This is a genomic window from Virgibacillus byunsanensis, assembly GCF_042675965.1.
GTDB classification, from domain to species: domain Bacteria; phylum Bacillota; class Bacilli; order Bacillales; family Amphibacillaceae; genus Virgibacillus_R; species Virgibacillus_R byunsanensis.
The window spans coordinates 172,181-186,001 of sequence record NZ_JBHTKJ010000001.1 but is presented as its reverse complement, the minus strand read 5'-3'; the positions used below and the strand labels follow the sequence as shown (position 1 = coordinate 186,001).

11 protein-coding genes and 1 riboswitch are annotated in these 13,821 nt (G+C 38.6%); of the genes, 5 read left to right on the top strand and 6 right to left on the bottom strand.

Translation table 11 applies throughout. The annotated features are described in order from the left end of the window. Positions 1 to 16: 16 nt before the first annotated feature. From ACFQ3N_RS00840 to rarD, 5 genes are all read right to left on the bottom strand, one after another. Entirely contained in the window at positions 17 to 646 is a 630-nt protein-coding gene (locus ACFQ3N_RS00840) for a YpmS family protein (protein ID WP_390358638.1), read from the bottom strand. A gap of 14 nt (positions 647 to 660) precedes the next feature. Further along, complete coding sequence (locus ACFQ3N_RS00835; RefSeq protein WP_390358636.1) at positions 661 to 1,557, bottom strand: SGNH/GDSL hydrolase family protein; 897 nt, start codon at positions 1,555 to 1,557, stop codon at positions 661 to 663. Between the two features lie 403 nt (positions 1,558 to 1,960). Further along, positions 1,961 to 3,016 carry a homoserine O-acetyltransferase MetX gene (gene metX, locus ACFQ3N_RS00830; protein ID WP_390358634.1) on the bottom strand — a complete coding sequence of 352 codons (1,056 nt, stop codon included), beginning with the start codon at positions 3,014 to 3,016 and terminating at the stop codon, positions 1,961 to 1,963. A 25-nt stretch (positions 3,017 to 3,041) separates the two neighbouring features. Next, complete coding sequence (locus ACFQ3N_RS00825) at positions 3,042 to 4,802, bottom strand: PLP-dependent aspartate aminotransferase family protein (protein ID WP_390358632.1); 1,761 nt, start codon at positions 4,800 to 4,802, stop codon at positions 3,042 to 3,044. A 165-nt stretch (positions 4,803 to 4,967) separates the two neighbouring features. Continuing rightward, positions 4,968 to 5,087: riboswitch (SAM riboswitch) on the bottom strand. A 74-nt stretch (positions 5,088 to 5,161) separates the two neighbouring features. Then, positions 5,162 to 6,067: an EamA family transporter RarD gene (gene rarD / locus ACFQ3N_RS00820; RefSeq protein WP_390358630.1), complete on the bottom strand. Its 906-nt coding sequence runs from the start codon at positions 6,065 to 6,067 to the stop codon at positions 5,162 to 5,164. 199 nt (positions 6,068 to 6,266) lie between these two features. On the opposite strand from rarD, the gene megL reads away from it, so the two are divergent. Further along, on the top strand, positions 6,267 to 7,451 hold the full coding sequence (gene megL / locus ACFQ3N_RS00815; RefSeq protein ID WP_390358628.1) for a methionine gamma-lyase: 1,185 nt from the start codon (positions 6,267 to 6,269) through the stop codon (positions 7,449 to 7,451). 1 nt (position 7,452) lies between these two features. Here the strand turns inward: megL and ACFQ3N_RS00810 are convergent, their stop codons facing one another. Beyond that, positions 7,453 to 8,010: a short-chain dehydrogenase gene (locus ACFQ3N_RS00810; protein WP_390358626.1), complete on the bottom strand. Its 558-nt coding sequence runs from the start codon at positions 8,008 to 8,010 to the stop codon at positions 7,453 to 7,455. A gap of 131 nt (positions 8,011 to 8,141) precedes the next feature. On the opposite strand from ACFQ3N_RS00810, the gene cls reads away from it, so the two are divergent. The 4 genes from cls (at position 8,142) to hutU (ending at position 13,808) form a co-directional block, all read left to right on the top strand. Next, positions 8,142 to 9,584: a cardiolipin synthase gene (cls, locus tag ACFQ3N_RS00805; protein ID WP_390358624.1), complete on the top strand. Its 1,443-nt coding sequence runs from the start codon at positions 8,142 to 8,144 to the stop codon at positions 9,582 to 9,584. A 67-nt stretch (positions 9,585 to 9,651) separates the two neighbouring features. Then, the gene (locus ACFQ3N_RS00800; protein ID WP_390358622.1) at positions 9,652 to 10,164 is read left to right on the top strand and encodes an acyl-CoA thioesterase; all 513 of its coding nucleotides are present in this window, start codon (positions 9,652 to 9,654) and stop codon (positions 10,162 to 10,164) included. Positions 10,165 to 10,639: 475 nt separating this feature from the next. After that, the gene (hutH, locus tag ACFQ3N_RS00795; protein ID WP_390358620.1) at positions 10,640 to 12,169 is read left to right on the top strand and encodes a histidine ammonia-lyase; all 1,530 of its coding nucleotides are present in this window, start codon (positions 10,640 to 10,642) and stop codon (positions 12,167 to 12,169) included. Then, positions 12,162 to 13,808 carry a urocanate hydratase gene (gene hutU, locus ACFQ3N_RS00790; protein ID WP_390358618.1) on the top strand — a complete coding sequence of 549 codons (1,647 nt, stop codon included), beginning with the start codon at positions 12,162 to 12,164 and terminating at the stop codon, positions 13,806 to 13,808. Before hutH ends, hutU begins: the two co-directional genes overlap by 8 nt. Positions 13,809 to 13,821: the final 13 nt, after the last annotated feature.

Genomic DNA, 13,821 nt, shown 5'->3' with positions numbered 1-13,821 from the left:
ATGACGCTTCCTAAGACTAATTTTGTTCTAAATCAATTCCCAGTGTTCTATACGGTACTCTTATTTTTATTGCAATGTTATTAGCTACTAAATCAATATACTGAACTTGAACTTCAAAATTACTACGAATATTCATTTCGGTAACGGCAACATAAATTTCTTCCTCTTTTGGGTTTACGGTAACCCATTCAGGCATTGGTAAGTACTTATCCATATATTCCATTATTTTCCGATTGGGAAGTTCTAACAATCCTATTGAAATAGACCTTTGTTTAAGAATAACATTACCATTTTCCTGAACGAGAGGCTCAAAATGTACAGAAAGAGGTACAGTGGATGAAAAAACAGGTAATTCCCCAATCAAATGAACATCTTCCTCAAGGGATATTTCATAGCTATGGTTCGTATTTTTTAACAGCTTATCGATATATGCATTAACTAGTTCGTTTAGATTTTTTTTCGTTGTTCGTACAGTAAATTCTGATCCTGCTTCTAATTGTTGTGTATCAATCGAAGGATATTCTGATTCAGGAACAGGCCAAAAGATTAATGTGAATAGTGTTAAAAAAATAACGATATTAAAAATAAATAAACTATAAAATAGCCGCTTCCATTTAGTGTTTTTTAACGTTTTTTGTTCAGGCATGGAGTTCACCTTTCCTATTGGGTTACATATTCTAATACACGCTTAGCAATTCGTTGATATCCATTGTAATTTGGGTGGAATTTATCTTCAGCAAATACATTTTCATCTGTATTTGTAAATAAATCTACTGTTGGTATAAATGTTAAATTCTCATGATTGCTAGCAACTGCTTCACCAGTTCTGTTCCAGTCCTCAACAATAATACCAAGCTCCTCAATATCGTCAAAATACTGTTCAAATGGATTATAGAATCCTAATAAATACACATCAGCATTACCATTTATAGACTCTACCGTTGATATAATCTCCTCTAACCTTTCTTCATATGCTATGCGTTCCTGAACAAAATCTTGGAATGATAGATTAGTAAAGTTTTCCTTAACCACTTTCATAATATCATTTGCACCAACTGTTAGTAAGACAATATCTGCTTCTGCTATAGAAGTAGATATTTCCGGATCTTCTATACGTTTCAAAAGTTGATCAGAGCGGTTGCCACGCTTACCAAAATTGTCAAATCTCACAAGCTGCTTATTTTTATTGATCGTGTTATCTAGAATACCAATATATCCACCTTCACCAGTTTCATCCCCGACTCCTTGTGTTAAGGAGTCACCAATAGCGACTACACGTGTTTCTTTATTAGTGAAAAAGTCAATAGTACCCTGTACCGCTTCTGTAATAACATCCTTGAATTGGGTTGTTAAAGGGGAATTATCCGTATCCTCTTCTATTTTTTGTTCTTCTGTGTCCTCATCCTCTGTAGTATGGGTTTCTTCTTCACTCTCCTGTTGAAGAGAGGGGTTATCAATGGTTACTTGATCCTTTTCGTTCCATATATCGACGATGAAAAAAATACCTGCCCCCAGTAATAGCAGAATTACAGCTAACACTAATCTTCGTTTATTCATGCAAACCACACCTAAGCTGATTTATTATATTATATGGCATTTATTTATAAAATGCCTAATTTTGTATAGGTAATTCATAAGTAAATTAAACTCCTATTCTATTCTAGCAGATAAGAAAGTATAAAACTTTCTTATCTGCATAAGTGCAACTAGGTCATTCGCCATAAAGACTTGCACTCCAGAGCATAAGGGAATCTAAGAAAGCAAAGTTCGCTTACTAAGATTCCCTTTAACGAACGCCAAGTTTTCTAATCTTATAACAACAAACAGTATAATACTTACTATTAAGTATTAACAAATAAAAATTCGCCTAAACACTCAGGCGAATGAATATATAGTATTATTTACTTTTACCCCAATATAGTATTGCTTAAACGCTTTTTTCTACTATTATGCTTCTTAATCAGCTTTGGGATTCGTTTAGGAAATCAAAAACAATGTTTCCCCATTTATGAAACTCAGTTAGAAAGCCGTCATGGCCAAAATCAGTGTGGATATGGTAATAGGTGCTATTTGGTATTGCCTCTGCTAATTCGTTTATAATGGGAGGTTCATAGACAAGGTCCTTTTCATAGCTGATTGCTAGCACGGGACATTGTATGTTTTGAATAGCCTTTTTCCATTCACTTCGATGGAAACTAACATCGTGATTATTCATCGCTTCTAATAGGTAAAGATAACTATTTGGATCAAAGCGGTGTGTTAATTTTTCTCCTTGATAATCTAGATAAGATGTTACATCATACGTTTTGCCCTTTTTCTCTCGATCAAAACGCTTATTGAATAATGCTGAACTACGATAGGTTACCATGCCAATCATCCGAGCTAATTCTAAACCTTTCAATGAATGATTGGAATCGTAATTCCCCTTATTCCAATTTGGGTCTGCTTTTATGGAGGAAGCTGCAATATGGTTAAACGCTATACCATAATCAGAGAATGTAGGTGTTGCAGCAAGGACAATCAACTTATCTACAAAAGCAGGGTATAAGAGGCCCCATTCAAGTACTTGCATACCTCCAAGGGATCCTCCTGTAACTGCTGCTAATCTACTGATTTCTAGTTTTTGTAGTGCCATAAATTGTGCGCGCACCATGTCACGAATCGTAATGTTTGGAAATGATGTGCGATAAGGTTCATCAGTTGCTGGATTAATAGAAGCGGGTCCAGTTGAACCGTCACACCCTCCAAGCACATTAAAAGTAATAACTTGAAAGCGTTCGGTGTCGATATACTTCTTCCGACCAATTAGCCCACTCCACCAACCAGGACTACTATCTGTTCCAATTGTATGGTGATTGCCTGTTAATGCGTGGCATACTAATACTACTGGTGCAGACTTTGGTCCGGCAATTTCATAACGTAATGTCACCTTATCAATTGTCTCTCCAGAATCTAACTGGAGCGGACCAAATGATATGTCATTTATAATAGGTGTTTTTGTCAACATGTGTACCATGAAAATCCGCTCCTTTTCAACTCTATTAAACTTCTAAAGGAACCCTTGCTTCTTTGTTTTCCCTTAAACGGAGTGCTTCCTCATATGGATTCGTATTAGTAATTACAGTAATACCAGAGGCTTTAGCATGCTCTACCGTTTGATCATTTGTTTCAGGTTTTTCTATCAAAAGAATTTTCCCTTGTTTGTTAATAAATTGCTCAATTGCTGTTGCTGGTAATGCTTGATTTTCCAACCACACGGCGTCAATGTCAACAGGGATATCTGAAATAGTTTTATACGTTTTCTCTCCAAACAACTCTTGTTTGGTTTCGTGAACGGGTAAGATTTGAAACCCTAATTGCTGGAGTTGCTCTGTGTTTTTGTATAAAGAACTAGATGTATCGTCTAGACCAACTACGGCAATTGCCTTTTTTCGAACTGCTCCATTTTCTCTAGCAAAGGGTGAAGATACTAACCACTTAATGGCATCCTCTTCTGTAGATTGAAATGAAGTTTTTGAGTTTGTTGCTTTTGCAATGGCTTGATCTAAATCAACTAATATATCTTTAGTAGACTCGATACCGATGGATAGGCGAATTAATTCCTCTTTAACACCGCTCTTCTTTAAATCCTCTTCACTTAACTGTTGATGAGTGGTTGAAGCTGGATGGATAATAAGGGACTTGGCATCCCCAACATTAGCTACATGCGACCAAAGTGTCACTCCATCGATTAATTTCCGCCCTGCTTCACGTCCGCCTTGAATACCGAATGTAATAATAGAACCAAAGCCATTACTTAGGTATTTTTTAGCTAACTTATGTGACGGATGATCCTCAAGCCCTGGGTAATTTACCCACTCTACTGCTGGATGCTTTGTTAAATAGTCGGCAACTTCAGCTGTGTTCTGATTATGACGTTCGATGCGTAAGTGTAAGGTTTCAAGACCTTGTAGTAACAGAAATGCATTTTGTGGACTTAAGCATGCTCCAATATCTCTTAGTAACTGAACACGTAATTTGATCGCAAAAGCCGCAGGTCCAACATCAATATAACGCAATCCATTATAGCTTTCATCAGGTTCTGTAAGTCCAGGGAACTTTTCATTATTCCAATTAAAACGTCCACCATCAACGACGATTCCACCAATAGTAGTTCCATGACCACCAATCCATTTTGTAGCAGAATGGACTACGATATCAGCACCCCACGTCAAGGGTTTTGTTGAATATGGTGTAGCAAATGTATTATCAATAATAAGTGGGATACCGTATTTGTGAGCAACTGCTGCTACTGCCTCAACATCGAAAACGTTTAGGCTCGGATTTGTAATGATTTCCCCGAAGACAGCTTTTGTTTTATCTGTAATGGCATCTTCAATGGCCTCTGGCTTAGTACCGTCTACAAACTTTACTTCAATTCCATAGCGTGGAAGCGTGTTAGCAAATAAATTGTATGTTCCCCCGTACAAATTACTGTCGGCAATAATCTCATCACCAGCACTTGCAATATTTAGAATGGCTAAAGTAATTGCAGCCATACCAGAGGAGGTTGCCACTGCTGCTACCCCATCCTCCAGTTGAGCAACCCGTTGTTCAAATGCATCGACGGTTGGATTCCCAATACGAGAATAGATATTTCCAGTTTCCGCTAAACCGAATAAATTTTGTGCATGTTCTGTGTCCTTGAAAACATAGGAAGTAGTTTGATAAATTGGTACTGCTCTTGATCCGGTTGTTGGATCAGGTTCCTGACCTCCGTGAAGTAATACTGTTTCCTGATTAGGTAAATGAAAATTTGACATAAATAATTCCTCCTTCGATTTTTGTTCAAGCAACAGCTCCAAATCTGAGTACTATTGAATGACAGAATCAGCGACGTATAGGACGTACGCTTTTGTTCAAGTCTGGAGGAAGAGGAGAATTTAAAAGCCCTCTTCCTAAGAAGAGGGCGTATGTAACGGTTCCTCCTCTTATCTTCCAGATCATAATGTGATCTGTAGGATTTAGCACCTTTCAAAGCAATGTATACATTACTTTAGGTTGCCGGGCTTCGCAGGGCCTATTCCCTCCGCCACTCTTGATAAGAGATTTAACTAATATTAAGTTATTAAGCATTATATAAGAAAAGTCGTTTGTTCGTCAACCGTTTTTAGAAAATAAATTAAATTCTTTTTCTTTGTCTGATTGGTCGATGATATGCTGAACCCATATAAATAATTAAAGCAATCCATATTAATACAAACGAGATCAAATGTGCTTGTGAGAATGTCTCGCCGTAAAGGAAGACCCCTAAGATTAACATAATTGTAGGTGCAAAATATTGGAGAAAACCAACCATAGATAGTGGAATTCTTTTAGCACCATTAGCAAACGATAAAAGGGGGATTGCAGTTGCTACCCCAGCTCCAAGTAATAATAGACTAGTAGTGGAGAAGAGGGAGTTCCAAGATAATGAACCATCAGGTATTGAAAATAAATAAATTGCTGCAAGTGGTGTTACAATCATTGTTTCGATCGTTAACCCAAACATTGCTCCGATATCAACCATTTTTTTCAGCAATCCATATATGGCGAAACTAAAAGCGAGCAATAATGATACCCAAGGGAATACACCAAAGCTAATAGTAAGGTAAATGACGCCAATTCCTGCTAATATAATAGAGAATAATTGCCTTCTTGTTAATGTTTCCTTTAATACAACGATCCCAAGTAAAATACTCACAAGTGGATTAATATAATAACCAAGGCTTGCCTGTATGACATGATCACTGTTCACTGCCCATATAAATGTAATCCAGTTCACACTGATCATAATCGAGGCTACGGTAATACCGATAAGCTTTTTCTTATCTTTTATAATTACTTTGCATTCTTTAATAAAAGCTGGCCATTTCCGTAAAATCAAAACAATTACCAGCATAAAGACAAATGACCAAACAATGCGGTGCGCCAAAATTTCGCCAGCTCCAACATCTTGAACAAGTTTCCAGTACATCGGCAAAAATCCCCACATTAAGTAGGCACCGGTTATATATAAAATTCCTAACTTTTCCTGATTTTGCTGCATGGTGCAACCCTTCTTTTCTACAGATATGTTTCCTAAATATAATCAATCTTCCAAATAAATTAATTCTAAGAGTATCCCTATAAAAAAGCAAAAAAAGTGCTTGATAGTTTTAAGGGAAAACGCTTTCAAAAAAGTGTTTTATAGAATATGATAGTAAATAGGGAATGTATAGGACAAAATCAATATAGGGGGAGAACTTATGACTGAAAAACATAAAAACTTTGAAACGACAGTTATCCACGAGGGCTATGACTCCAAAGAGATGCTGGGCAGTCTTAGTACGCCATTATTTCAAACATCAACATATACATTTGATACCGCGGAGCAAGGTGAACGCCGGTTTGCTGGTGAAGAGGACGGTTATATTTATTCACGTTTAGGTAACCCTACCGTCTCTGTGTTGGAAGAACGGATTGCGGCTTTGGAAAAAGGGGAGAGAGGACTTGCTTTTGCCTCAGGAATGGCGGCAGTATCTGCAGTACTAATTGCTTTAACCAAAGCGAATGATCATATTCTTTGTTCGTCAGGATTGTATGGATGTACATTTGGATTATTAACGATGATGAAAGAAAAATATAATATAACGCATGATTTTTCCAATATGGCAACAAAAGAAGATGTTCGTGCATTAATTAAACCTGAAACAACATGTATTTATGTAGAGACACCGATAAATCCAACGATGAAGTTAATCGATCTGAAAATGGTAGCAGAAGTGGCGAAAGAATTTAATATTCCAGTTGTAGTAGATAACACGTTCTCTTCACCATACTTACAACGACCACTTGAGCTTGGTTGTGACGTTGTATTACACAGTGCGACCAAATATATTGGGGGACACGGAGATGTTGTTGCAGGGCTAGTAGTAGGTAAAAAAGACTTTCTTGACTCGGTAGCCATGACAACACAGAAGGATATTGGGGGAATTATTTCTCCATTTGATGCCTGGCTTTTAATACGGGGATTAAAAACACTACCCGTTCGTCTTGATCGTCATTGTGATAATGCTGAAAAAGTATTTGAAAAGCTGCGTCATCATCCGAAAGTAGCTAATATCTATTACCCAGGAGATGAAAGCCACCCTGATTATCCGATCATGGAAAAGCAAATGAAGCGTGGGGGCGGTTTAATCTCGTTTGAAATTAAAGGAACAAAAGAAGACGCACAGCAAATGCTCAATAACCTTTCCTTTTTAAAAATTGCTGTTAGTTTAGGTGATGCGGAAACATTAATCCAGCATCCAGCAACAATGACACATTCAGTTGTTCCAGAAGCATCCCGATTGGAGATGGGAATTACTGATCAACTAATTCGCTTATCTATTGGGTTAGAAGCATGGGAAGATATTTGGTCTGATGTAGAGCAAGCATTAAATAAACTTTAATCTAAGGGCGCATGTCCCAAGGTTCTAAAGTACCAATAATTGTTTCGTTGTTATCGTTTTTAATGGCTTGAATTATCCCGTTAGAAATTTCTTCGTGAGTAAGCCAGCGTGAAATATTATTTTCTATCATAAATCCTAAATACACACGTCTGTACAGGCAATTTAGCTGAACAGGCGTGTTTTCTTTCTTTAAAAAACGGGCACTTCCTTGTATATGGAATAATCGCCATGGAATACTAGTATTCTTAGTAGAAAGCTCATTAATTATTAGTGGTAAGGCAACTGGTGAAGAAGAATGAATCCAGCTCACTACTAGTTGAGGTGAGCCATATGTATGAAACGTTTTGTTGAGTTCAGTTTGAAGCTGATTAAGATCATGATAATCCACAGGTAAGGCGTGAATGTTTTCGGGGTTTGGGCTATTTTCCTTCAAGGATTTATGTCTTTGAATACTTCTTCCGATAATAAAAACAATGTAGCCATTCTCAACAAGCCAATGGCATACATTACGGAGCATTCCTGTACCACCAATAACCAGTGCAATTTGTTTTTGTTGCATGCTATCACTCCTTTTTTTTAGTATACAATCTTAACTCGATATAGGAAAATGTGCTATATTAGTAATAATGTAAATTTTTCACAAGGGTTGAATTCCCTATTGCAATGGTAGCGGAGGAAGGAGAATAGGCCTTGGAATTTATTCCTTTTTTAGTAGGTTCAATCCTCATATTTAACATCGTGTTGGCATTTACAATTATATTTTTGGAAAGAAAAGATGCAAGCTCAACATGGGCATGGTTGATGGTCCTACTCTTTATTCCTATTGCGGGATTCTTTTTGTATCTGGTTTTTGGAAGGAAGTTAAGTAATCAGCGTATTTTTACCTGGGATACTAAAAGCAGGCTTGGTGTGAAAACCTCAGTACAAGCACAGCTTAACTCTATGGTAGAGCGGACATTTCATTTTAAACATGCGGAATTATCCGGTTATAGAGATTTATATTTATTGCATTTACGAAATAATGATGCTATTTTTACACAAGATAATCAACTCAAAATTTTTACGGATGGCAATGAGAAATTTAAGGCATTAATTCAGGATCTAGAAAAGGCAACAAACCATATTCATTTGCTCTATTATATTATTCGACATGACCAATTAGGCAAACAAATAGCGGAAGTTCTAATAAAAAAGGCGAATGAAGGTGTGGAGGTCCGTGTTCTATATGATGATATGGGCTCCAGAGGGTTAAGTAGGGCGTTTAAGAAACGTCTGCGAAATGCAGGTGGAGAAGTAGAAGCATTTTTCCCACCAAAGATACCTAAAGTTAATTTTAAGATTAACTACCGAAATCATCGTAAACTGGCTATTATAGATGCAAAAATAGGATATATTGGTGGCTTTAACATAGGTGATGAGTACCTTGGCAAAAACAAGAAATTCGGCTATTGGCGTGATACCCATTTGCGTATTAACGGTGACGCTGTAAGAATGATGCAAACCCGTTTTATTCTCGATTGGAATCAAGCTTCCCGAAATGACATTTTGTATGAAGATCGATTTTATGCCGCTGTACCATCAGGTGATGTAGGTGTTCAAATTGTGTCAAGTGGCCCTGATTCAGAGTGGGAACAGATAAAAAATGGCTATATTAAAATGATTTTATCTGCAAGAGAATATATTTATATTCAAACACCGTACTTTATACCTGATGAAAGTCTGCAGGACGCATTACGGATTGCTGCGCTTTCAGGAGTAAAAGTGAAGATTATGATACCAAATAAACCTGATCATCCATTTGTATATTGGGCAACTTTGTCCTACATTGGTGATCTACTGAGCGCTGGAGCAGAAGTGTTTGTTTATCAAAACGGTTTTCTGCATGCAAAAACAATTGTGGTTGATGGAAAAATAGCCTCCGTTGGAACAGCAAACATAGATGTACGCAGTTTCCGACTGAATTTTGAAGTAAATGCATTTATTTATGATATCGGTGTTTCAGACCAACTGGTAAAAGCATTTGACCATGATATTAAGTTTTGTTCACAGATGACGAGGAAATTATATGCAAAACGATCGCTTGGAATACGGTTTAAAGAATCCATTTCCAGATTGTTATCACCAATTCTGTAGTATTCATGATTGTAAATAGATAATCATGGGAAAAGTAGTAGCAATAAAAACCTGAGGAGGTAACCAAATGGACCAAAAACCCTGCTTGGAATCACTGACTGTTAAAACATCTCACGTTTTGCCGCCAGACACCAACACACATGGCACATTATTCGGGGGAAAATTAATGGCACATATTGATGACGTGGCAGCTATAGCAGCAGTTCGTCACTCAAGAAAGCCTGTAGTAACTGCATCAACAGACTCAGTCGATTTTCTTGCCCCAGTAAAAGAGGGGGACTCTATATGTGTAGAGGCATTCGTTACATGGACACACACTACATCAATGGAAGTATTTGTAAAGGCTGTTACAGAAGATCTGCTAACAGGTGATCGAAAAGTTTGTACGACAGCATTTCTTACATTTGTGGCTGTTGATGAAAGTGGAAAACCAACTACTGTTCCATCTGTATATCCTGAGTCAGATCAAGAAAGGCAGTTACACAACCTCGCCTCGCAGCGTGCAGAACGACGTAGAGAACGAAGAAAGGAATCAAAAGAGATGGCAGCATCGTTTGGTACGGATTATCCATGGAATTAAAATAACAAATACTGGTTATATTAAAAGTGGTACTAGCTAGTATGACTTGTATTGTTTACAACGTATATTTTTTAATGATGAAAGCTGTCTATTTTCCCGCGTGGGGTAGGCAGCTTTTTGTCTTTTATCTATTATCGCGGAATAATCGAGAATTTCGCGGAATAAAATGTCGAAATCACGGAATAACCGGAAAAAACGCGGAATTCCAGCAAGATTCGCGGAATAACCCGGAAAATCGCGGAATCCACCGAAATATCCCTACTTTATATTATGTATTGCATTTCCATAAGAAAACGCTTACAATATAAAGTAAGAATATTTAAAACACTGAGGTGTCTTTATGATTACCACACGGAACTCACGGCATTTACACATAAATAGCGAACATTTACAGGAGGCTTGGTCTTAAGGACCATAGCCTCCTTTTACTTTTTCCGCTTTACTATGATAAAGCGGTACTATGGAGGTGCAAGTAGTGGTTGTTTTAACTGGAGAGGCTTTAACGTTAGATGAAGTTCGTCGGGTAGTATTTGAAAAGGAACAGGTCACATTATCTGATGATGCTGTTATAAAAATAAAAGTAAACAGGTGTGCAGTCGAGGAAATGATTGAAGGTAAAGAAACGATGTATGGCATCAACACAGGCTTTGGAAAATTTAGTGATGTGGTGATTGAGCATGACGACTTAGAAACATTGCAGTTGAACCTGATTCATTCGCATGCATGTGGTGTTGGTGATCCCTTTTCTGAAACTATAAGCCGGACCATGCTGCTGCTCCGGGCAAATGCACTGTCACAAGGATATTCTGGTGTACGTCCTGCTTTAGTAAATCAACTAATAGACTTTGTGAATGCTGGTATTCATCCGGTTATTCCGCAGCAAGGGTCACTTGGAGCAAGTGGTGATTTGGCTCCGTTATCACATCTAGCATTAGCGTTACTTGGCGAAGGGGAGGTATTTTACCAAGGTGAACGACAGCAGGCAATACAAGTATTAGCAGTAGAAGGACTAACTCCAATTACACTCAAAGAGAAAGAAGGTTTAGCACTTATTAATGGAACACAGGCGATGACGGCAGTTGGAGTGATTGCTTATCTGGAAATGGAAAAGTTGCTTCATCAGAGTGAGCTTACTGCTGCAATGACCTTGGAAGGATTACGCGGGATTATCGATGCTTTTGATGAGGATCTACATTACGCTCGTGGACATCAGGAACAGATCGATGTAGCCACTCGCATTCGTCAGTACGTATCAGGCAGCTCATTAATTACAAAGCAAGGTGAAATAAGAGTTCAGGATGCGTATTCGTTGCGATGTATCCCGCAAGTGTTAGGCGCTTCCTGGCAAACCGTTCTGTATGTAAAAGAAAAGCTCCAAACCGAAATAAATGCAGTCACCGATAACCCGTTAATTTTTTCAGAGCAAAATAAAGTTATTTCTGGAGGTAATTTTCACGGACAGCCCATTGCATTTGCGATGGACTTTCTAAAACTAGGTATTGCAGAAACAGCCAATATTGCCGAACGCCGAATTGAGCGACTAGTAAATCCACAGCTGAATGATTTACCTGCCTTTTTAAGTCCAAATCCAGGACTCGAATCAGGAGCGATGATTATGCAATATAGTGCCGCATCTCTTGTCTCTGAAAATAAAACGTTAGCACATCCAGCTAGTGTGGACTCAATACCATCATCAGCAAATCAGGAGGATCATGTAAGCATGGGGACGATAGCTGCCAGGCATGCCTTACAAATGCTCCAAAACATAAGGCGTGTCATTGCGATTGAGCTAATCTGTGCCATGCAGGCAGTTGAATATAGGGGAACAGATCATATGGCAACCAAAACAAGAGCATTTTATGAGAAAGCACGTCGAATAGTACCAAGCATTACCAAGGATCGTGTATATTCTACTGATATCGAAAAACTTACCGAATGGTTAAAAGCAGATAATGAGAGTGATGTAACGGTTAGTAATCATAAGGGAGGAGTTTTACATGAATAGAGTTTCAGCTAAAAAAGGATTGGAATTAGAATGTAAGGGCTGGGAGCAGGAAGCGGCGTTACGGATGCTGTATAACAATCTGGATCCAGAGGTAGCAGAGAATCCAGAACAGCTTGTTGTATATGGTGGAATTGGAAAGGCAGCTCGTAACTGGGAAGCGTTTGATGCCATTGTTAACACATTACGCGGGCTTGAGAATGACGAAACAATGCTGATTCAATCTGGAAAACCGGTTGGCGTTTTTAAAACACACAAGCATGCACCACGCGTACTTCTATCCAACTCCGTACTCGTTCCAAAATGGGCAACATGGGAGCATTTTCATGAACTTGATCAAAAAGGACTTATGATGTATGGACAAATGACTGCCGGAAGTTGGATCTATATTGGTACACAAGGAATTTTACAAGGAACCTATGAAACTTTCTCAGCACTTTCCAAAAAGCACTTTAATGGTTCGCTCAAGCATACGATTACACTAACAGCAGGACTTGGTGGGATGGGCGGGGCACAGCCCTTAGCGGTTACGATGAATGAAGGTGTCGTCATAGCTGTTGAAGTAGACAAGAGCCGTATCGAGAAGCGCATCCAAACAAAGTATTGTGATGTGATGACAGATAGTCTGGACGAAGCTATTAAGCTAGCAAATTCAGCCAAACAAGAAGGGAAAGCATTGTCGATAGCATTGCTAGGTAATGCAGCGGAAATTCACCATCAACTATTAACCAAAGACATTCAAATCGACATCGTTACCGATCAAACTTCAGCACACGACCCACTTAATGGTTATGTACCTGTAGGTTATCGTGTGGAGCAAGCGTTTCTGTTACGTAAAAATAACCCAAAAACATATACGGAACTCTCCAAACAAAGCATGGCAAAACATGTTGAAGCAATGCTTCAATTTCAACAAAATGGTTCGGTTGTATTCGATTATGGAAACAACATTCGTCAGGTTGCACATGATGAGGGAATAGCGAATGCCTTTGACTTTCCAGGGTTTGTTCCTGCTTATATTCGCCCATTGTTTTGTGAAGGGAAAGGTCCATTTCGTTGGGCAGCGCTCTCTGGTGATCCGGATGATATTTATCGTACGGATGCGTTAATTAAAGAGCTTTTCCCGGAAAACGAAGCATTAATACGTTGGATCGATATGGCTCAGAGTCAAATAGCTTTTCAAGGGTTACCGTCACGTATTTGCTGGTTAGGTTACGGGGAACGGATGAAAATGGGTCTTGCGATCAACGAACTGGTACGAAATGGAGAATTAAAAGCGCCTGTCGTTATTGGCCGTGATCACCTGGATTGTGGATCGGTTGCCTCTCCTAACCGGGAAACGGAAGGAATGAAGGATGGAAGTGACGCTGTAGGTGATTGGGCAGTATTAAATGCCTTAATTAATACAGCAGCTGGAGGGTCATGGATTTCGTTCCACCATGGAGGAGGTGTCGGCATGGGGTATTCCTTACATGCGGGAATGGTTATCGTTGCAGATGGAACAGATCTTGCTCATGAACGATTAGAGCGTGTATTAACGACCGACCCAGGAATGGGCATCATTCGCCATGCAGATGCAGGTTATGAAAAGGCGGAATCATTTGCCGAAGAAAATAACATTACCATTCCAACAAAAGGATAGGAGGAGAGTAATA